Here is a 20938-nt window from a genome sequence, read left to right on the forward strand (position 1 = left end):
GTACTTTATTGGTTAGGTTGTTTTTTAAAAGAGCGCTTTTAGTCGGGCGCTCTTTTTTATGCCTTCCTGTCATTAAACTATGCACGCATAGCAATTGACACATTTACGCTTTATCTCCGCCTTGTAAAAAAGTATCTTTACACCCGAGAAATTGATTAGTACGCTTTCGCGAAAGCGTATCTGCTCACAAAACACTCTTTCAAACACACATCACACACTATGTATAATTCTAAAATTACCGGTCTTGGTAAATACGTTCCTGAAAACGTCGTAACAAATGATGATCTATCAAAACTGATGGATACTAATGATGAATGGATCCAAGAACGTACAGGTATAAAAGAAAGAAGACATATAAAAAAGGGTGACGGCAACTCTACTGCCAAAATGGGAGTAAAAGCTGCCGAAATCGCAATAGAACGCGCAGGCTTGACAAACAAGGACATTGACATGATTGTTTTTGCAACGCTTAGTCCAGACTATTACTTCCCTGGTTGTGGTGTGCAAGTTCAACACTTGATGGGTATGGAAACCGTACCTGCACTAGATGTGCGTAACCAGTGTTCTGGGTTTATATATGCCCTTGCAACGGCAGATCAGTTTATAAAATCAGGCATGTATAAAAATGTACTTGTTATAGGTTCAGAAAATCATAGTGGAGGATTAGATTTTACTACTCGAGGCCGTAGTGTGTCTGTCATATTTGGTGACGGTGCAGGTGCGGCAGTGCTTTCTCGCGAAGAGGACAACAGTAAAGGTATTCTTTCTTCTCACTTACATAGTGAAGGTGAGCACGCACTGGAGCTTTCTCTAAAAGGACCAAGCACAGAGCAATGGGTTCCAGAACTTATAGCAACTAATCCGCAAGAGAACATTCCTTATTACCCACACATGAACGGGCAATTTGTATTTAAAAACGCCGTAGTACGCTTCTCTGAAGTGATTATGGAAGGTTTACAAAAGAATAACTTAGAGGTGTCAGATATTGACATGCTTATCCCTCATCAAGCCAACTTGCGTATCTCACAATTTGTGCAGAAAAAGTTTAAGCTGAGCGATGACAAAGTATATAACAACATTCAGAAATACGGTAATACAACCGCAGCTTCTATCCCAATTGCTCTTACCGAAGCCTGGGAAAATGGAAAAATTAAAGAAGGTGACACTGTTGTACTCGCTGCCTTTGGTAGTGGATTCACTTGGGCCAGCTCCATCATAAAATGGTAATTACTTGTAACTAGTATTGCTGTCAAAGAAAAGTCCCACATAGTTCTCTATGTGGGACTTTTTTATGTGTTCTAAATATCGCTACCAATTGCCCCTTTTAATTAGGCTTTCTATATGCGCATAGTGATGGTTACTATGCCATGCGTAGTGTCCTAGGTTTTCTTCTAAGGTTAGTACTTTATTTCCGTCTGGGTGCGTGAAGGTTCTTTGATACTGCGCTTCTGTCATTACTTTTAGTAATTGCACCAGTTTATGATGGACTACCTCAAGATGTCGCAATGACCATTCTATAGGTGATGCTTCTACATCTGGCAGCAATGTCCATGCCTTCTCATCATACGCCTTAATCATAGGATTATCTTCTGTAAGTGCCCATTTAAAACGTATGTAACTATTATGATGACTATCTGCTAGGTGATGCACCACTTGTCTTACCGTCCATCCTTCTGGTCTGTATGGAGTATCTAGCTGCTGGTCACTTAAATCCTTTGTAAGTGCTCGTAGTCTAGCTGGTAATTGTTCTAAAATATCAATCCACGCCGTGAGATGCTCTTGACTAATTTGCGCAGGTGCTTGAAATTTTCCTATAGGATATTGTAGTGTTTCCATATCATCAAAAATAGGAAAGCTTTGCGATACAACACATTACTGACTCAATTCCATAAAAAAAGGTCTGACGCAAGTCAGACCTTTTAAAATATGTATGAGAAACTAATTACTTTACAGCAACAAGCTCTACGTCAAAAACTAATGTTGCATTTGGAGGTATTACTCCACCTGCACCAGCGCTTCCGTACCCTAAGTCTGAAGGGATTACTAAGCGTGCTTTATCTCCTACGTTTAATAAAGAAATACCTTCATCCCATCCTGGAATTACTTGTCCTACTCCTAATTGAAAGTCAATAGGTTGGTTTCTTTTAAATGAACTATCAAACACAGTTCCATCAGGAAGTGCTCCTTTGTAGTGTACAGAAACTGTTTTACCTTTTTCTGCTTTTGCACCAGTACCTTTTTGGATAATCTGGTAACGCAAACCGCTAGCTGTAGTTTCAAAACCAGTTGCTAGCGCTTCAATTTCTGCAGCTTGTGCAGCTTTTTCTTCTTCAACACGTTTTGTTCTTGAACCTTCAAAAGTTCTAAAAGCTTCAACTGCATTCCAAGCTTCTGCCTCTGCTCCTACTCTAATGATTTCGATTTTTGTTATCTCATCACCTTGAGCCACTGCATTTACAACTTCTTGTCCTTCTACAACGTTCCCAAAAACAGTATGCTTACCGTCTAACCAGTCTGTAGGGATGTGTGTAATAAAAAACTGAGTTCCGTTTGTTCCAGGACCTGCATTTGCCATAGAAAGTATTCCTGGAGCATCGTGCTTTAAGTCTGGGTGAATCTCATCATCAAATTTATATCCTCCATCACCAGTTCCTGTTCCTAGTGGGCAACCACCTTGAATCATGAAATCAGGAATTACACGGTGAAATTTCAAACCATCATAATATGGAGTTCCTTGAGGCTTTTGAGAGTTCTCAAGGTTTCCTTCTGCTAGCGCTACAAAGTTTCCTACCGTTCCTGGCGTCTTCTCGTGCTCTAATTTTAAAATAATTTCGCCTTTAGGCGTATGTATCTTTGCGTAAATTCCGTCTTTCATTATCCTTATTTTTAATGAGCTGCAAAGATACTATTTACTAGTGGGAAGGCAAATATGCTTGCGCGAAAATGTTACAAACCTCCACATTGTCAGCTTCAAGTAATGCAAAGCTTGACTTATGAGTCTTACAAGCTGATTATCAATAGCTAATAACGACAACTACCGCGCTACCTCAATCACCTCAAGATTCTCAATCTTGCCTGAATGAACCGTAAATCTGAGCATGGTGCGCACTTTATGAAAACCGTGCTTACCTATCGCTCCAGGATTCATATGTAAGAGGCCTCTTTTTTTATCTGGCATAACCTTTAAGATGTGGCTATGGCCGCAAATAAACAACTTAGGCGGGTTACTATAAATCTCATCTTTAATAGCTGGAGAATATCTCCCAGGGTATCCACCTATGTGAGTAATCAAAACATCTACTCCTTCACATACAAATCTGTTATTGAGAGGGAATTCTTGTCGTGCTTCTGTATCATCTATATTTCCAAAAACAGCTCGTAGCGGTTTCCGTTTTGCTATAGCATCTGTTACTTTTAAGTCACCTATGTCACCTGCATGCCAGACCTCATCTGCCCAGTCTACGTGACCCAAGATATGATCATCTATATAACTATGTGTATCGCTTAATAGGAGTATCTTTTTCATTTGAGTGCGCTTTCGCGAAAGCGTATATTTGCCACAAAAATACAACACAGTGCGTTATTTTATCGAGCTTTCTTACTTTGGAAAACACTACCACGGCTGGCAGCGTCAACCTAATGCCGTTACCGTGCAAGAAACGATAGAGAAGGCACTATCTATGATTTTGAGAAAACCAGTCCAAATCATGGGTGCTGGACGCACTGACGCTGGTGTGCATGCCACACAGATGTATGCACATTTTGATTGGGATGGCGAGCAGTTTACTACTCAAGAAAGCATAGAAAAACTTACCCATAAATTCAATCGTCTTTTACCAAAAGATATAGCCTTTAAACGCATTTTTCAAGTGGCAGACAAAGCACATACACGTTTTGACGCCACTAGTAGGTCTTATGTGTATCGCATAGGGAAAGAAAAAAACCCATTTACATCAGATCACGCCCCAACAGTACGGAATGAAGTGCATATTGAAGCTATGAATAAGGCGGCAGCGATCCTGCTTGACTATAGTGATTTTGAGTGTTTTTCTAAATCAAATACTGACGTGAACACCTATCTTTGTGATATTACACGTGCAACGTGGATAGAGACCGAGGATGAGTATCATTTTCATATTACAGCAAATAGATTTTTACGTAATATGGTACGAGCCATTGTAGGTACTTTACTAGAAATAGGCGAAGGAAAGAGAGACATTACATGGATGCACGAGGTAATAACTGGTAAAAGTAGATCACAGGCAGGAAAATCAGTTCCTGGACGCGGTTTATACTTGACAGAGATTTTATACCCAGAAACAATTTATAAAGATCATGGCAGAGACTAAAGGAAAAGCTTTTGATACGCAATTATTTAAACGTCTACTCGCTTTTACGACACCGTATCGCAGTAGATTATATATAGCTGCTATAGCTGCCGTAGTACTCTCACTTTGTGCTGCACTACGCCCATATTTCCTTAAAAACGCCATAGATTTAGGGATATCACAACGATCTAGTGATGACTTATTCTTTTATATGAGGCTCATGGCCGCTGTACTCTTTGGCGAAGTTCTCTTTCAATTACTATTTATTTATTTTTCTAACTGGATAGGCCAACAAGTAATTAAGGATATAAGAGTAAAACTCTTTGATCACATGCTTACGTTCAAGATGCAATATTTTGACAAGTCGGCAGTGGGAAGATTAGTGACTAGAGCGGTAGGTGATATTGAGACTATCTCTAGTATCTTCTCTCAAGGACTCTTTATGATTATTGCAGATTTATTAAAGATGAGTGTTGTGCTGGCATTCATGTTTTATGAAAGCTGGAGACTTACCCTTATTGTACTTGCTGTTTTCCCAGTAATTTTATATGCAACACGTGTATTTCAAAAAGCTATGAAAGTTGCCTTTGAGGAAGTACGCACGCAAGTAGCAAACCTCAACACTTTTGTGCAAGAACGTGTGACTGGGATGAAAATCGTACAGATTTTTAACCGTGAAGCTATAGAGCATAAAAAATTCCAAGCCATTAATAAAAAACACATGGATGCGTGGAATAAGACGGTATGGTACAACTCTATCTTCTTCCCTATTGCAGAGATATGTACTTCTGTCACCATAGGTCTTATTGTATGGTATGGTGGTCTTAAAGCTGCGCAAAGTGATGTCATCACCATAGGATTAATAACAGCATTTATAAGCTATATCCAGATGCTTTTTACACCACTTAGACAGATAGCAGATAAATTCAACACCTTGCAAATGGGAATGGTTGCTGCAAATCGTGTTTTTGGCATTTTAGACACACAGTCTTCTATACAAGACATAGGAACCTTAGAACTTAATAACGTACAAGGTAAAATAGACTTTGAAGATGTTAGATTTTCTTATGTAGAGAATGAAGAGGTACTCAAAGGAATATCACTCACCGCAGCACCAGGACAAACCATTGCTATTGTAGGATCTACGGGAGCTGGAAAATCTACTATTATCAACTTACTTAGTAGATTTTATGAGATAGATAGCGGTAAGATATTACTAGACGGAACAGATATTAAAGACATAAAACTAAACAATCTAAGAAATGAGATTGCTGTCGTGCTACAAGATGTATTCCTTTTTGCCGACACTATTTTGAATAATATCACGCTTAACAATCCAGACATTTCTGAGGAAACGGTGATAGAAAGTGCAAAGACCATAGGCGTTCATAAATTTATTTCTAGCCTTCCTGATGGATATCACTATAACGTAAAAGAGCGAGGCTCTATGTTATCTAGCGGTCAGCGACAGCTTATTGCTTTTTTAAGAGCATATGTGAGCAATCCTTCAATTCTTGTTCTTGATGAAGCTACTTCATCTGTAGACTCACACAGCGAGCAGTTAATCCAAAAAGCGATTAATAAAATTACTAAAGGAAGAACCTCTATTGTGATTGCTCACCGTCTTGCTACTATTAAAAAAGCAGATCAGATTATTGTGATGGAAAAAGGTAAAATCATCGAGCAGGGTACTCATAAAGAACTTCTCGCTAAGGAAGATGGACATTACCGCAATCTGTATGAAGTACAATTTATGCAAGCAGAAGCTAGCTAGATGTTACTATTGGTTTGCTAGGCACATTTTCGCGAAAGCGTATATAATTTATAATGTTTAAATCACATTACCCTGCTCAAAAGTCACTAGCGAAACTTCCTCTTTTTTACCCTTAAGAAGCTCCTCACCCATAGATACTACTCGTGTAGTACCTGGCAACTTAGGTAGTATATTTGCAAAAGCTTTTGACGCTAGGATATCTACACCCTTTTCGTTACACATGCTCTGGATACGAGCCGTAGTATTAAGTACATCTCCAGAAAAGGCGATATCTCTCTTTATTTTACCCAGCTCCCCTACTGTAACTTGGCCATAATGAAAGCCAACTTTAAAATCTGGCAAAGCATTATAGCGCTTGTAATATTTTATAGATTTCTTGTAAATGATATTTTTCATACGATAATAGCAACGTAAGGCATTTGCATTTTTCACACCATTTTTCATCTTCCAGGTGATGACAACCTCATCGCCTACGTACTGGTATACCTCGCCCTTAGTTTGCATAATAGCTGGTGCGATATCATTAAAAAAATCTTTTAAGAAATTGAAGTATTCTTGTTCGCCTAGTTTTTCGGCGATTCTTGTGGCGTCTCGTATATCTGCAAACATGAAAATACGCGTCTCAGTTTTAGGATGAAAATAACGCCCCATTAAGTAATCTGGAAAAACGCCTGGACCATACTTATCATTAATCATAAGGATGATGAGCGTTAGAATGACAATAAACAGCCACACCACAAAATTCTTAATAAATATGTGTTCTGTATAAAAAGAGATCACGCGGTCATAAAGTAAGTCACTGGTAAGTTGTAAGCCTAGGTAATCTGCATAATAGTAATATGCCCCTACGGTACCTACAATAAACGCAATAATCACATAGAGTAATGTGATGTAAATAAGCGCTCTCCAGAAGGCATATTTACGCAGCCACAACTCCATAATATTTACGGTAAAAATCCCTCCTATTAACCCAGCCATGATTGACACCAATAAGTTCGCCTTAAAGGAAACTTCAAAATCAAAATCTGACGTAAGCGCATCTGCAGATACGAGTGTGGCATAGTCGTACAAGAAAATAATATTTGCAACCAGCATCCACGCAAAGAGAATCCACAAGGCACGCCTTACGTAGAATAGGATTTCGTTGTTGGTAAGTTCTCTTTTAAATAGTTTCATATATTATCTTATGCTGCGTCTATCAAAGTACCTCATATATACTAACAATCATTGCTCGTTTAAGAGAGATTTGTGAGAAAAAGTATTTTTACTACGCTTTCGCGAAAACGTATACCTACTGAGGTCTATTTTTAATCATATCTGGAGTGATCTCTAGCTCATACTCTAGACGTTTGAGACTATCTTGTTTTAGAGAGTCTAGAATTTTTTTACGTTCTGCTTGCTCTAGAGCTGGCTTCATCATATTGCCTATAAATGAGTTTTCATCAATATCTAGCTCCTCCCCTTTTGCAATCTTTACTCCTTGTACTGCTCCATATAATATAATAGGAATCGTTGAAAAGCAAGAAAATGCGAGTATAACGACTAAAAATAAAGCGCTTTTTAAAATTACACTGGCATTATCCAATTTATATAAACGTTTCAACACATACACTGTAAATACAAATAATAGCAAGACAGTTACAAAACTAAATGCAAATAGTAATGTTGTATTCCAAATAACCAAGATGTTGAGCGTTACAGATATTATTGATATATGGGAATATGTATATAGGTATATTACAAAATGTTCAACTAGATTATAATTCTTATAGTTCCAAAATACGAGTTTAGATATAAGCGCCATAATAGGTATACTAAGGAACATATATACGGACTGATATTCCATCATGGTATTTGTAACGGTCTCTGTCATTTCCACTTGAGCACTTGCCATATCTACGCCATAGAAGCTAGTTTGTGTAGCTATAAGTTCGTCAAGAAACCAACCTTTTAATATAAATGAGTAAAATCCGCTAAATGTAATTGCAATTGCAAAGTAGCTGAAGGCCGGAAGATACTTCTTGCGCATCCCATTTATGTAACCACCTATCACATCTTCTGGCTGGCGAAACATTGCTACAAAAGTCTTGACAAAAGAATTTTCTAGATTAAAAAATCGATCTACAAAGTCTTCTAGTAAGTTACGCCATGTGAGTTTATTATAAATACGCTTACCACCACAGTGTGAGCAAAACCTTTGATCTAGCGCTATAAACTGCTCACAGTTCACACAGGTATCTTTTACCTCAAGTTGGGTCTGTTTCTTTTTTAAAGTTTTTTTCTCAGCGCGAGACAACTTGGACATAGGTTGGTTTTAATATTTAAGAGATTAGTTAAGCGTATCTTTTACGATTTGCACAGCTGCTTTGACACTATCTACACGTCGTATAGAGTCCTTTGCTTTTGCAGCGGCTTCTCTAGCTGCTCTGGCTATTTCAGATTGCTGTTTTACGTCTGCTACAAACTCATCAAGCATACCAGTGGTATACATAATCCCACCCACAGCACTCATAAAAAGACATGATAGCGGTAATAGTATGGCAAGAAACAATATCGTTTTAAGTATTGCTTTTTCAATTGTTAAATCAAATATTCTATAAAGGACATAAATCGTATAAATTATAGGAAAAGCAATAGTCACCACTCCTAGTATCACCTGTGCTATATCTGACCAGATGAAGAGCATACCAAGCACAGACATTAAAATCTGAACCTGAGAGTAGGTGTACAAATAGATGACAACATGCTCTATAAAATTGTATTGCTTATAGTTCCAAAAAACCAGTTTTGAAATCACAGCATACAACGGAATACACAGAAAACTAAAGAGACTTTGATAATCAAACACAAAGTCCAAGTAATCATTCAATACTGTAGTATCAGGCGATTTGAATCCGCTAGCAAATCCATTTGAAAACTCAGAGAAACTCTCAGAATCAATAAACCAATTTCTAAAGAAAAATGTATAGACACTCGTGATAGTAAGCGCCACAGCAAAATACCCAAAAGCAGACATGTATCTTTTTCTAAGACCTTCTACATAGCCATGGATTACATCTTCTGGTGCGGTAAATAATACAATAAAGGTTTTTAAGAATACATTCTCAATATTGAGAAAACGCTCTGTGAAGTCCTCTAGAAGATTACGAGTGTTGAGCCTATTATACATGCGCTTTGCTCCACAATGAGAACAGAATCCCTGGTCTAGTTGTACTGGGGTTCCGCAGTTCTTACAGTGGTCAGAAACTACGTGGACATCTCTGCTTTTTTTAGTAAGCTTATTACTTTTTTTATCTATCTTACTGTTATCTGATGGTTTCTTAGACATAGCGTTACATTAGTTCTTGTTCTAATAAAACACGCAGCTCATCTATGGTATCAAAGAGTACAAACTCACCATCCTTTATATAGTTTATAGCACCACTTTCTTCACTTACCACTAGGGCAAGTGCGTCTGTCTTTTCTGTAATTCCTACTGCAGCACGATGCCTAAGTCCAAAGCGTAATGGAATATTGCGTTCCTGAGTTACAGGCAAAATAACACGTGTTGCTGTTATCTTATTATCCTCAATAATCATTGCACCATCGTGTAATGTAGAGTTCTTATAAAAAACACTTTCTATAATAGGTCTGTTTACCTCTATTTCCATGCGGTCTCCAGTATCTTTTACAAACTCTAGACTCGTTGCTCTCCTTATAATGATAAGTGCACCTGTCCTGGTGTTACTCATATTCTCACAAGCTCCTAGAATTGCATGAATATCTAGATTGAGAACACCTTCTTTTTTTGAAAAATTAAAATTCTTAAATAGTCCGCCCTTCGTGAGGTTTGTGCTTCCTATGAGTAATAAAAACTTTCTAATCTCTTGTTGAAATACTACAATGAGCGCAAACATCCCCACGCCTATAAACTGCCCTAGTATGGTACTAAGCATTTCCATTTTGAGAAGTACTGTGAGTTGCCAGATGAGATAAATCACCACGATACCTATAAAGATATTTATAGCTACCGTTCCCTTAACGAGCCTGTATAAATAAAACATCAAGGTAGCAACGAGCAAAATGTCGATACCGTCTAAGATGCGCAGATTTTCTAAAATTTCCAATAGTCTAGGATTTACGTAAAAATAGCAGAAAAAGGGAGAGCAAAAAATCTAGCACCTAAAAACTTAATTTTAAGTGGCACTACTTTGATTTTGCGGTCTTTACTTTCGGCTTACCTCTAGACTGCGACCCTAACGCTTAATGATATTTAAGAATTTTAAAAGATATATTTATTGAGTCACGCTTTCGCGAAAGCGTACTAATCCTACTACCCCACTTATGATTTCCACTTGATATTACAACCCATACTTGGCTTTTGGAGGGTAGATTGGGGCTTACTATTGAAAATGTTATCTAGCGCCTCTCTTAAGTCACGTCCATTTACAGGAATTCCATTACCCGGACGACTATTATCAAGCTGACCGCGATATACTAGCTTGTTATTAGGTCCAAAAACATAGAGATCTGGAGTACATGCCGCCTTATAGTTTTTTGCTACCTCTTGTGTTTCATCAAGTAGATAAGGAAATGTGAAGTTGTTTTTACGAGCATTTTGCCACATCATCTCTGGCCCATCTTGCGGATACTTAACAATATCATTACTGCTTATGGCAACAAACCCAAAACCAAGCACGCGATAATCATTTGCTATACGCACGATCTCATCTATCACATGAATAACAAAAGGACAGTGATTACATATAAACATCACCACAGTACCGCGTTCTCCTTTAACATCATGGTAACTACACAGCTGATTTGTAACGGTATCTATAAGTTGAAATTCTGGGGCTTTTGTGCCCAGATCGAGCATGGTTGAAGGAGTGAGTGACATGATATTTATTTATTTATTAAATGTAGTCGTTTGCAAAGTAACAAGTGAAGTTATTGCGCTACTATCTCATAGGACGGTAAGCTACTTAAAAAGTTACGCTTTTATAAAATCAAAAAGCCACTTTCCATAAATGAAAAGTGGCTTTTATAAAATTTACTTCTTACTAGATATAAATAATATCGAGTAAAATTATTTAATCATCTCGTAAGAACGTTTGATAAAGCTAGTAAGTTCCTCTCCTTTAAGAAGATTTTGAGAAAGCTTTGCTAGATCAAATGACTGTGTGATTAAGCGCTTTTTAGTGTCTTCTGAGTCTGCATTGAGAATTTCTGACACAAGTGCATGATTACCATTTACTACGAGGTTGTACATCTCTGGCATATTACCAAACATGTTCATACCACCGCCACCGCCAGTTTGCTGCATCTCTTTCATACGACGCATAAACTCAGGTTGTGTAATGATAAATGGCGCAGCGTTACTGTCCATCGCTTCTACTTGAACCGTATAAGAAGTAGTCCCTATCGCTTCTGTAATGGTAGTTTTTACAGTTTCCATCTCCTCATCAGAAAGTTTAGAAATCTCTTCTTCGTCTTTCTTGATAAGATTATTGATGTGATCTCCATCTACACGTACAAAGCTCACGTTCTCTTTGCTTGTTTCAAGCTTTTGAATTAAGTGCGGTACAATAGGAGTATCTAGTAATAAAACTTCATATCCTTTTGCCTTTGCACTTTCTATGTATGAGTGTTGTGTATCTTTATCACTTGCATAAAGCACCACCATTTTACCATCCTTATCCGTCTGGTTGTCTTTTATTTTTGCTTCAAGCTCTTCCCATGTAAAGTAAGAATCATCTACTGTAGGGTATAAAGCAAACTTATCTGCTTTTTCAAAGAATTTATCTTCAGATAACATTCCGTACTCAATTACGAGTTTAATGTCATTCCATTTCTTCTCAAAGTCTGCTCTATCGCTATTAAATAATGACTTCAATTTATCTGCTACTTTTCGTGAGATGTAACCAGAGATTTTCTTTACGGCACCATCTGCTTGTAAATAGCTACGTGATACGTTAAGTGGAATATCTGGAGAGTCTATCACTCCGCGTAACATTGTCAAGAAATCTGGTACAATACCTTCTACATTATCAGTTACAAAAACTTGATTTTGATATAACTGTATGCGATCCTTCTGTATGTTCATATCCTGTCCTAACTTAGGGAAGTATAAAATTCCTGTTAGGTTAAAAGGATAATCTACATTTAAGTGAATGTTGAATAATGGCTCATCAAATTGTGATGGATATAATTCTTGATAGAAGTTCTTATAATCCTCATCCTCTAGATCTGCAGGTTGCTTAGTCCATGCTGGTTCTGGGTTGTTGATGATATTATCTACCTCTTGTGTAGGTGCAGGATCTTCTTCTTTTGCGTCTTCTGGCTTAGGAAGTGTTTCTGTTTTCATACCAAACTTAATTGGCACTGGCATAAACTTGTTATACTTTGCTAGTAATCCAGAGATGCGGTTTTCTTCAAGAAACTCTAAGCTATCATCTGCAATGTGTAGTATGATTTCTGTTCCTCTGTCAGTTTTATCTGCCGCTTCAAGTGTAAAGTTAGGGCTACCATCACACGTCCAGTGTGCTGCAGGCTCATCTTTGTAAGATTTTGTGATAATCTCTACAGTAGAAGCTACCATAAAAGCAGAGTAGAAACCTAGACCAAAATGACCTATAATTCCAGTGTCCTTTGCTCCTTCTTCATACTTATTTAAAAACTCCTCTGCTCCAGAAAATGCAAGTTGGTTGATGTACTTTTCAACCTCATCTTGCGTCATACCAAGACCTTGATCGATAATGTGAAGTTTCTTTCCTTCTTTATCAATCTTAATCTCAATTTTAGGATTTCCATAATCTACACTAGCCTCTCCTATTGAAGTTAAGTGCTTTAGTTTAAGTGTTGCATCTGTTGCATTTGAAACGAGCTCACGGAGAAAGATCTCGTGATCACTATATAAGAACTTTTTAATAAGCGGAAAGATATTCTCTACCGATACATTAATTTTTCCTGTTGACATGTTATATGTGTTTTGATTTGTAATAATTCTTTCTCGCTTAAAGCGAAAAAAGTACCACAACGACATAAGTGACAAACTGACATTTTACAACCTTTTAAAGATGGTAGCTTCTTGTATCTATCTCGTAATACACCTACAATGACAGAGTTTTAAGTGTGAGTAATTACGCTTTCGCGAAAGCGTATAAAAAAAACATCCAGCATCTATACGATACTGGATGTCTTATATATTCTTACACTAAGCTATATACTTTATAGACTAGCCGTTAATTTGTCAATAGAAGGATACTTTACTGCTTTTACATTAGAAACATCATAACCAGAAAATCGTTTCATATAGCTACGTATGTTAGTACCAAAGGCATCTGCAAAACCTATTTCTCCACCAGATCTTAAAAATTTCTTTACACTACCAGGTCCAGCAAGGTGAGCTGCGGCAAGTATACCAGACTCCGTCACTCGTACTCCTGCAATCCAGCGTCCTTCAAAACGCTTAATATCACGTCTAAGAACCCATTTATTACGGGAAGCATTTAATAAAAAAGCCTGTTCTTGAAGTAGCGGATCTTCTAAAAACTCAGATCCATCTGTAATACCTAGAAGGTCAAGCGTGGATGCACCAAACTGGTATTTACCCAAATAACCAAAACGGTTAATCGTTAAGTAATCACCTCTCGATTCTTTAAAAGCAAGTGCTTCTTTAAAACCTGTATAATTTTTTCCGGTAAGTGGTGTGGGGTTAAAAACAAATGGAACTTCTTCAGTTTCATTAGGAAGGGCGACACTATAATCTAGAGATGTTCCATCTGTAGCGTAGTGAGTAAAATCATATGTTTCGTCAGATGTTGGGGAAATCATCAGAATACCTAACATAAAAGGTAATACAGTAACTTTAGTCAAGTTTCTTAGCATAGGGTTGCTTTTCGATCGCCAAAAGGTCATAATTAAAACCTTTCTTAAAGTGCTCTCTATTTCGGCGCGCAAAAATACAACTATCTTGAGTAATGGACAAGCCTAAACGACAAATCACTCAAAAGCACTGTTCTGTGCTCATTTACTTGCATTTACGAGGTTATTTACACCTCTTACGACACCTAACAGACTTAAAAACGCTCTCCTCTCTACAATCAATCCCACTTCAAAACGTCAATTTACACTACTAGACGATACAATAACAGTGCAAAAGTAGACCAGAAAACTTCCTCAATAGCAAGACATAACACTACTTTAACATAAGGCATTCAACTACATAGACCCTTAAATAATGCGCAATAAAAAACCCAGACCTATTAGTGTCTGGGTTTTTAGTAATTATAAAGTAGCTTTTGCCGACGCATTTGCGGGGATAATTGATGTATCAAAGTTGCCAAAGCGACTTAGATAAGATGTGAGAGGTACATTATTTGCATCTGCAAATACATCCTCACCACCAGAGTCAAGAAATTTCTTGACGTTTCCTGCTCCGCATAAATGTGCCGCAGCTATGAGACCACTTTCGGTAACTTTATGACCTCCTATTGTTTTACCGTCAAAGGCGTTGATATACTCACGTAAAACATATTTGTTCCTTGCAACAAGCGCATCAAATGCACTTTCTTGCATGGCTGGAGAGCTCATAAAATCTCTTGCACTGTCTACACCTACCCACTTAAGAGTAGATTGACCAAACTGGTATCTGCCTTTATAACCAAGTCTGTTTACTGCAAAATAATTACCACTGGACTCACTAAAAGCCAAAGCTTCCTTAAAGCCTATATACGATGTTCCCAAAACAGGACTATTAAATCCTCCTGGAAAATCGGGTACAAATGATTCAAGCGTAGGAGTTACAAAAGTATCTGCCTGGTTTTTGAACCACATTGCGGCTATCGCATTGCCATTATCATCTTTTACAATGAAACCTGTAGATATTATAAATAACACAGGTAGCAATACTACTAATAGTAAATAACGTCTCTTCATATAATGAATCGAATTAAAGTTTACAATTACCGACCACTTAGTGTGATCTAATCTTTAGTAATTCTCATAAGAGCTTGCAAGCGCGGCTTGCCATTATTCTATTGTAATTAAAAGAACATATTCCTGTTATAGGAATTTTCTGTTAACCGCGTCTCTATGAGAATCACGGTAACAACTTCAATATAAGGAGCTTTAGTGTGTTAGAAATATGATTTAATACCTGTTAACATGAAAGTTAACAAGGACTTAACGATTGATACCCTTATTGTTGATCCAGCGTCTGTAAGCAGCGCTATTTGCATTGTGTTGTGACAATGTCTTAGCAAACTTGTGATATCCAAAGTTTTCTACATCTGCTACAAAGTAATAGTAGCTATGCTTTTCTGGATTGAGCACGGCCTGGATAGCCGTTACATCTGGCATGAATATAGGCCCTGGAGGAATACCCCTATTTCTATAAGTATTATACGGAGAGTCTACTTCTAGATCTTTATACAGCACACGTTTTATGACCATGTCCCAGTCATTCTTTTCTCTCTTTACGGCATAAATAACAGTAGGATCTGCATCTAGTTTTATGCCATCTCTAAGTCTGTTTAAATACACACCAGCTACTCTAGGTCTCTCATCAGTTTTGGCAGTTTCCTTTTGCACAATGGCTGCTATCGAGTATACTTCTTGCGGAGTTAGATTAAGCGCTGCTGCTTTGGCTAATCGCGTGGCATTCCAGAATTTTTTATACTCACTTAGCATTCTTGCTCTAAAATCTTCTGCACTCGTGTTCCAGAAAAACTCATAGCTATTAGGGATATACATAGTGAGTGCAGTGTCATTATTAAAGTCATGTTCTCTCAAGAAGTTTGTATCGAGCATCGCTGTTATAAGCGATGTACTATCTGCTTCTATTTGGGTTGCTACTCTACCCGCCATATCTTGTAAACGCTCTTGGTTATTAAAAGCCACTTTTACAGGTGTATTTTTAATACGGATGGTATTGATAATCTCATTATTACTCATCCCCTTTTTTATAATGTAATGACCAGGTCTCACATTATCATTATATCCTTTCTTTTCGGCTACAGTAATAAAAGAATCTTCGTCTTTTAAAAGTGGTGAGAGATCTGCAACCACATCATTAAAAGCAGATCCTGTTGCAATGTATAAGTGCGCGCGATCATTGTTAAAGGCAGTATTGTCAGAAAAAATAGAAGTGTATACTGTGTAAGCAAATACGCCTCCTATAACAATGCCTATGGCAACTATAAGTAGTAAAATCTTTTTAATGTACATCTAGAATATGTGTTGGTATAGTAATTCGTTTATATATGATTCTTTTCCTGTAGTGAGACTGCGTTTGCGTCTCCACTGTTTTTTAATACCTATTAACTCAAAACCTGCTTTTTCAAATAGTGAGATACTTGCCTTATTGTCCTCTTCTATATTAGCATATAGTTGATGTAAATTTAGATGTGTATTGCAGTAATTTTTGAGAAGGTTAATACTCTCTGTGGCGTAACCTTTTCTCTTATGTTCCTCACCAGCAATTACAATACCTATACCTGCTCTTAAATTATGTGGATCAAAGTCAAATACATCAATAAGACCTACAAAACTATGTGAAGTACTATCACATATCACTAAGCGCAATTGACGTACGTCAAAGATATCACGGTGGCTGTTTGCTAAGTATTCTTTGAGCACATATTTAGAAAACGGAACAAGTGTCTCTCCCACACTCCATAAACCTTCATCATTTTCTACACGATATACGTGATCAATATCTTCTGGTTCTAGTGCTCTTAAATAGCAATGGGTGCCTTGCAATGTCTTCATTGCCATTCTCCTTTAAAAACAAATGTTGCAGGACCTATTAAATAGATATTAGAATACCCATCATTAGTTTTCTCAAACTGTACAGACAGTTTCCCACCTTGTACATCTAGCGCTACTTTATTGCTAGTGGTTAAGCCATTTGTATGTGCTGCGATTGCAACAGCTGTCACTCCTGTCCCACAGCTCAACGTTTCATCCTCTACTCCACGCTCATAGGTGCGCACTGCAAAATGAGCATTATCCAATTGCTGTACAAAATTGATGTTACTACCCGCTTCTCCATATAAACTACCGTAGCGCAATGCTGCACCTTCGGCTTTTACGTTTACTTTTTCTACATCGTCTACCATTGCAATGTGATGTGGTGACCCTGTATCTAAAAAAGTATATGTAGGTTCTTTCTTAATTTTAGATACATCTTGCATTTTCAGCTGCACGATATCACCTTCTATGCTTGCCTCGTGTAAACCATCTATCGCTTCAAAGGTTGCGTTGTTTTCTATAATAGATAACGCTTTCGCGAAAGCTACCAAACAACGTCCACCATTACCACACATACTACTTTCATTACCATCTGCATTATAGTACACCATTCTAAAATCTGCCGAAGGATGGTTTTCTAACAGCATTAATCCATCTGCTCCTATGCCAAACTTTCTGTCACAGAGCTTTGAGATGAGTTTGGTATCATCTTTGGGAAAGTATTGAGTACGGTTATCTATGATTACAAAATCATTGCCAGTACCTTGATATTTTGAAAATGGGATTGTCATTTTTAATGCTTTATTGCGACAAAAATAGCAAATCTCGATTTCGTTTCTCGTGTTAAATGGCAGTTAAATAGAAACCGTAGATATACTAAATTTTTAATTTTAACGATTATTGATTAAATGCAACGGACTATGAAAAAAATCGCAGGAACAATTTTAATCGCCGTACTAGCAGGCGCAATCACGCTAGGATCATATAAGCTATTTATTGAGGAGCCTATAGAAGTAGCCTCTTACCCTAATCAAATAGATAATACACCTACTTATAAACCGGTCAATTATGAAGCACTCACTGCTGCTGCAAGTGGTGTAGATTTTACAGAAGCTGCCGAAAGAACAGTGAATGGAGTGGTACACGTTAAAAACGTACAAGAATATAGACAGCCTCGTAATATGATGGAATATCTGAGAGGTGGCGGCCAGGCAAACAAAGGTATTGTAGGTGCAGGAAGTGGAGTTATCATCTCTGGCGACGGCTTTATAATTACAAACAATCACGTAATAGATGGCGCTACAGAAGTTGAAGTTACTTTAAACAACAACAAAACCTTCATGGCAGAAGTGGTAGGTAAAGACGCAAAGGCAGACATTGCAATATTAAAAATAGATGCTGGTGAGGAACTTCCTTATATCCCATTTGGCGATAGTGACGGCACAAAGGTAGGAGAATGGGTACTTGCCGTAGGTAATCCATTTAACTTAACCTCTACAGTAACCGCAGGGATTGTATCTGCAAAAGCTCGTGACATAGATGAGCGCGATGCAAACTACCAGTCCTTTATACAAACAGATGCAGCTATCAACCCTGGGAACAGCGGTGGAGCTTTGGTGAATATCTTTGGTGAGTTAATTGGTATTAATACTGCCATCACCTCACAAACTGGATCTTACGTAGGATACGCATTTGCCGTACCTTCAAATAATGCTCGTAAGATCATGGAAGACATCATGCAGTTTGGCTCTGTACAAAAAGGAATATTGGGAGTAAGTGGTGGTACACTTACAGCCGAAATTGCAAAAGCCGAAAACCTAAAAACTGCCGAAGGTTTTTATGTCGCAGGTGTAGAGTTTGAAAGTGGCGCAGAACAAGCAGGCTTAAAAACTGGAGATATCATTAAAAAGATAGACAATATTAACATTACAAAATTTTCTGATCTCACTGGATACATTAATTCAAAGAGACCTGATGATGTGGTTCAAGTTGAAATTTTAAGAGACGACACTAAAATGACATTACCTGTCACATTAATCAAATCAATTACTTTTGATATTGAAAGACTAGGTATACAAGTTAAAAATGCTTCACCAAAAGACCTTGCAAAATACAAAGCCAAAAATGGCGTAGTTATAAGCCAGACACTTACAGAAGCAATGAAACGTTATAGAATTGAAGGACTTGTAATCTCAGAGATAGATGACGTGATGGTAAATTCTATAGAGGATGTAAAGAACATCTTTAAAAATAAAAGTGTAAACGAACCTGTAAGTATCGTTTTTGTTGATCAAAAAGGAGAACGCAACCGCTTCATCTTCGATTAATAATTAGACACATAAAAATGAATAACCCTTCCGTACCAGAGGGGTTATTTTTTTACATCAAATTCGATAACGAAATCGTTTGCGTACCCACTTAAAATATATACTTTTGCCGAAAATTTAAGTGAATTTACATTTTTTTAAAACCAAAACAAACCTTTTAACTACATCGTAATGAGTCAATCAGAAACGTACGAAAAAGAACTATCCTTTCAAGCAGATCGCCGTAGAGCAACTGTAGAATTTATTAAAATTGCTAGTGATTTATGGTACGACAGCGCCATAGAACTTGTAGTATTTAGAAATCAAGTAATGGATCGCAACGTGAGCCAGATTCTAGATTTACACGAGTATGCAGGTGCCTTTGTAGGGAAGCCTATCTCAATTTTTGATAGTGTAGAAATCGCAGAAGCAATCAAGCAACTTAACCTTCCTCCTTCTAAGCTAGACATAGGTAAACTTACTTATGAGTATCACCTAGAGGATAATGCAAATGCAACTAGTTTTGTAGCGCAGCGCTTAAAGCCTGCCGAAAATGTAACTCCTATTGAGCCTAAAGATGTTGTTCTTTACGGTTTTGGACGTATAGGTCGTCTTGTTGCAAGAGAGTTAATGACTCGCACTGGCAAAGGAAGCCAGCTACGTCTAAGAGCAGTAGTGACTCGCGGTGTTGTAGATCAAACGGTTCTTGAAAAAAGAGCTAGTCTTCTTAAAAGTGATTCTGTACACGGTGACTTTACAGGAACTGTAACTATAGATGCAGAAAATAAAGCACTTATCATTAATGGTACCACCGTAAACTTCATAAGTGCAAATGCACCAGAAGATATCGATTATACGGCATACGGCATTAGCGATGCGTTAGTTATTGATAATACTGGAGCCTTCCGTGATAAAGAACAACTGAGTAGGCATCTAGTAAGCAAAGGAGCTGCTAAGGTACTTCTTACTGCTCCTGGAAAAGGGATTCCTAACATCGTACACGGTGTAAACCACATGGAGAATAACCCAGATGAAATCAATATTTTCTCTGCAGCTTCTTGTACTACTAATGCCATCACTCCTATTCTTAAAGCGATTGATGACACATTAGGTGTAGAAACAGGACACCTAGAAACGATACACGCATATACTAACGATCAGAACCTAGTTGATAACATGCACAGCAAGTACCGTAGAGGTCGTGCTGCTGCACTTAACATGGTAATCACAGAGACTGGTGCTGGAGCTGCAGTGAGTAAAGCGCTTCCTCATTTTGAAGGGAAACTTACTTCAAATGCGATACGCGTTCCTGTACCTAACGGTTCACTTGCGATACTTAATCTAGAACTGAATAAGAAAACAAGCATAAAGGGAATCAACACGCTTCTTAAAAAATATGCGCTTGAAGGAGCTCTTGTGGAGCAAATCAAGTATTCTATTGATAACGAACTCGTATCTAGCGACATCATAGGATCATCTGCTCCTAGCATTTATGACAGTAATGCTACGATAGTACGTAAGGATGGTAAAAACGTTATACTCTACGTTTGGTATGATAACGAGTATGGATATAGCCATCAAGTTATACGCCTTGCTAAGTACATTGCAAAGGTGCGCAGATTTACATATTACTAGGATTATACTTGTAGTTGTTACGCTTTCGCGAAAGCGTGATGTAAACACAAGACAGATTGCTTCACAGTAATCTTATGCATACACATAAAGCCACCTCACCAGGTGGCTTTTTATATTTGTGAGATTGTTAACGCAAGTAATTTTAACATTTACAGACATTT

19 protein-coding genes are annotated in these 20938 nt (G+C 37.6%); 5 read left to right on the top strand and 14 right to left on the bottom strand.

What is annotated here, in order from left to right:
• The first annotated feature begins 219 nt into the window (after positions 1-219).
• Complete coding sequence (locus KRODI_RS00820; protein WP_013749664.1) at positions 220-1227, top strand: 3-oxoacyl-ACP synthase III family protein; 1008 nt, start codon at positions 220-222, stop codon at positions 1225-1227.
• Between the two features lie 81 nt (positions 1228-1308).
• On the opposite strand, the gene KRODI_RS00825 is transcribed toward KRODI_RS00820, so the two are convergent.
• From KRODI_RS00825 to KRODI_RS00835, 3 genes are all read right to left on the bottom strand, one after another.
• On the bottom strand, positions 1309-1836 hold the full coding sequence (locus KRODI_RS00825; RefSeq protein ID WP_013749665.1) for a YfiT family bacillithiol transferase: 528 nt from the start codon (positions 1834-1836) through the stop codon (positions 1309-1311).
• A gap of 106 nt (positions 1837-1942) precedes the next feature.
• The gene (locus KRODI_RS00830) at positions 1943-2875 is read right to left on the bottom strand and encodes a peptidylprolyl isomerase (RefSeq protein ID WP_013749666.1); all 933 of its coding nucleotides are present in this window, start codon (positions 2873-2875) and stop codon (positions 1943-1945) included.
• Positions 2876-3034: 159 nt separating this feature from the next.
• Positions 3035-3526 (bottom strand): metallophosphoesterase family protein, encoded by a 492-nt coding sequence (locus KRODI_RS00835; RefSeq protein WP_013749667.1) that lies wholly within the window; start codon positions 3524-3526, stop codon positions 3035-3037.
• A 49-nt stretch (positions 3527-3575) separates the two neighbouring features.
• On the opposite strand from KRODI_RS00835, the gene truA reads away from it, so the two are divergent.
• Both truA and KRODI_RS00845 read left to right on the top strand, forming a co-directional pair.
• Complete coding sequence (gene truA / locus KRODI_RS00840; RefSeq protein WP_013749668.1) at positions 3576-4349, top strand: tRNA pseudouridine(38-40) synthase TruA; 774 nt, start codon at positions 3576-3578, stop codon at positions 4347-4349.
• A complete protein-coding gene (locus KRODI_RS00845) occupies positions 4336-6102 on the top strand; it encodes an ABC transporter ATP-binding protein (protein WP_013749669.1) in 1767 nt (588 codons plus the stop codon). Before truA ends, KRODI_RS00845 begins: the two co-directional genes overlap by 14 nt.
• Before the next feature lie 57 nt (positions 6103-6159).
• On the opposite strand, the gene KRODI_RS00850 is transcribed toward KRODI_RS00845, so the two are convergent.
• The 11 genes from KRODI_RS00850 to dapF all read right to left on the bottom strand — a co-directional run bounded on the left by KRODI_RS00850 (position 6160) and on the right by dapF (position 17627).
• The gene (locus KRODI_RS00850; protein WP_013749670.1) at positions 6160-7278 is read right to left on the bottom strand and encodes an adenylate/guanylate cyclase domain-containing protein; all 1119 of its coding nucleotides are present in this window, start codon (positions 7276-7278) and stop codon (positions 6160-6162) included.
• 115 nt (positions 7279-7393) lie between these two features.
• Complete coding sequence (locus tag KRODI_RS00855) at positions 7394-8407, bottom strand: DUF3667 domain-containing protein (protein ID WP_013749671.1); 1014 nt, start codon at positions 8405-8407, stop codon at positions 7394-7396.
• Between the two features lie 24 nt (positions 8408-8431).
• Positions 8432-9430, bottom strand: a complete 999-nt coding sequence (locus KRODI_RS00860) for a DUF3667 domain-containing protein (RefSeq protein ID WP_013749672.1) — start codon at positions 9428-9430, stop codon at positions 8432-8434.
• A 4-nt stretch (positions 9431-9434) separates the two neighbouring features.
• On the bottom strand, positions 9435-10208 hold the full coding sequence (locus tag KRODI_RS00865) for a diadenylate cyclase (protein WP_013749673.1): 774 nt from the start codon (positions 10206-10208) through the stop codon (positions 9435-9437).
• 215 nt (positions 10209-10423) lie between these two features.
• Positions 10424-10981 (bottom strand): thioredoxin family protein, encoded by a 558-nt coding sequence (locus tag KRODI_RS00870; RefSeq protein WP_013749674.1) that lies wholly within the window; start codon positions 10979-10981, stop codon positions 10424-10426.
• 189 nt (positions 10982-11170) lie between these two features.
• A complete protein-coding gene (gene htpG / locus KRODI_RS00875) occupies positions 11171-13060 on the bottom strand; it encodes a molecular chaperone HtpG (protein WP_013749675.1) in 1890 nt (629 codons plus the stop codon).
• 251 nt (positions 13061-13311) lie between these two features.
• Positions 13312-13971, bottom strand: coding sequence for a hypothetical protein (locus KRODI_RS00880; RefSeq protein WP_013749676.1), 660 nt, complete (start codon positions 13969-13971; stop codon positions 13312-13314).
• 399 nt (positions 13972-14370) lie between these two features.
• On the bottom strand, positions 14371-15021 hold the full coding sequence (locus tag KRODI_RS00885; RefSeq protein WP_013749677.1) for a hypothetical protein: 651 nt from the start codon (positions 15019-15021) through the stop codon (positions 14371-14373).
• A 246-nt stretch (positions 15022-15267) separates the two neighbouring features.
• Positions 15268-16311: an endolytic transglycosylase MltG gene (gene mltG / locus KRODI_RS00890; protein ID WP_013749678.1), complete on the bottom strand. Its 1044-nt coding sequence runs from the start codon at positions 16309-16311 to the stop codon at positions 15268-15270.
• Positions 16312-16854 carry a GNAT family N-acetyltransferase gene (locus KRODI_RS00895; protein ID WP_013749679.1) on the bottom strand — a complete coding sequence of 181 codons (543 nt, stop codon included), beginning with the start codon at positions 16852-16854 and terminating at the stop codon, positions 16312-16314.
• Positions 16851-17627 (bottom strand): diaminopimelate epimerase, encoded by a 777-nt coding sequence (gene dapF / locus KRODI_RS00900; RefSeq protein WP_013749680.1) that lies wholly within the window; start codon positions 17625-17627, stop codon positions 16851-16853. The genes KRODI_RS00895 and dapF overlap by 4 nt, the downstream gene beginning before the upstream one ends.
• 129 nt (positions 17628-17756) lie before the next feature.
• Here dapF and KRODI_RS00905 point away from each other — a divergent pair, with 129 nt between their 5' ends.
• Together KRODI_RS00905 and KRODI_RS00910 are read left to right on the top strand one after the other, a co-directional pair.
• On the top strand, positions 17757-19163 hold the full coding sequence (locus KRODI_RS00905; protein WP_013749681.1) for a trypsin-like peptidase domain-containing protein: 1407 nt from the start codon (positions 17757-17759) through the stop codon (positions 19161-19163).
• Between the two features lie 171 nt (positions 19164-19334).
• On the top strand, positions 19335-20777 hold the full coding sequence (locus tag KRODI_RS00910; protein WP_013749682.1) for a glyceraldehyde-3-phosphate dehydrogenase: 1443 nt from the start codon (positions 19335-19337) through the stop codon (positions 20775-20777).
• The last annotated feature ends 161 nt before the right edge of the window (positions 20778-20938 follow it).

The organism is Dokdonia sp. 4H-3-7-5 (assembly GCF_000212355.1).
In the GTDB taxonomy this organism is placed as follows: domain Bacteria; phylum Bacteroidota; class Bacteroidia; order Flavobacteriales; family Flavobacteriaceae; genus Dokdonia.

Coding starts and splice junctions, on each gene's coding strand:
- KRODI_RS00885 (WP_013749677.1), bottom strand. CDS start 15,021: ATGAAGAGACGTTATTTACTATTAGTAGTATTGCTACCTGTGTTATTT.
- dapF (WP_013749680.1), bottom strand. CDS start 17,627: ATGACAATCCCATTTTCAAAATATCAAGGTACTGGCAATGATTTTGTA.
- KRODI_RS00825 (WP_013749665.1), bottom strand. CDS start 1,836: ATGGAAACACTACAATATCCTATAGGAAAATTTCAAGCACCTGCGCAA.
- KRODI_RS00905 (WP_013749681.1), top strand. CDS start 17,757: ATGAAAAAAATCGCAGGAACAATTTTAATCGCCGTACTAGCAGGCGCA.
- htpG (WP_013749675.1), bottom strand. CDS start 13,060: ATGTCAACAGGAAAAATTAATGTATCGGTAGAGAATATCTTTCCGCTT.
- KRODI_RS00850 (WP_013749670.1), bottom strand. CDS start 7,278: ATGAAACTATTTAAAAGAGAACTTACCAACAACGAAATCCTATTCTAC.
- KRODI_RS00845 (WP_013749669.1), top strand. CDS start 4,336: ATGGCAGAGACTAAAGGAAAAGCTTTTGATACGCAATTATTTAAACGT.
- KRODI_RS00855 (WP_013749671.1), bottom strand. CDS start 8,407: ATGTCCAAGTTGTCTCGCGCTGAGAAAAAAACTTTAAAAAAGAAACAG.
- KRODI_RS00860 (WP_013749672.1), bottom strand. CDS start 9,430: ATGTCTAAGAAACCATCAGATAACAGTAAGATAGATAAAAAAAGTAAT.
- KRODI_RS00835 (WP_013749667.1), bottom strand. CDS start 3,526: ATGAAAAAGATACTCCTATTAAGCGATACACATAGTTATATAGATGAT.
- KRODI_RS00880 (WP_013749676.1), bottom strand. CDS start 13,971: ATGCTAAGAAACTTGACTAAAGTTACTGTATTACCTTTTATGTTAGGT.
- KRODI_RS00910 (WP_013749682.1), top strand. CDS start 19,335: ATGAGTCAATCAGAAACGTACGAAAAAGAACTATCCTTTCAAGCAGAT.
- mltG (WP_013749678.1), bottom strand. CDS start 16,311: ATGTACATTAAAAAGATTTTACTACTTATAGTTGCCATAGGCATTGTT.
- KRODI_RS00895 (WP_013749679.1), bottom strand. CDS start 16,854: ATGAAGACATTGCAAGGCACCCATTGCTATTTAAGAGCACTAGAACCA.
- KRODI_RS00820 (WP_013749664.1), top strand. CDS start 220: ATGTATAATTCTAAAATTACCGGTCTTGGTAAATACGTTCCTGAAAAC.
- KRODI_RS00870 (WP_013749674.1), bottom strand. CDS start 10,981: ATGTCACTCACTCCTTCAACCATGCTCGATCTGGGCACAAAAGCCCCA.
- KRODI_RS00830 (WP_013749666.1), bottom strand. CDS start 2,875: ATGAAAGACGGAATTTACGCAAAGATACATACGCCTAAAGGCGAAATT.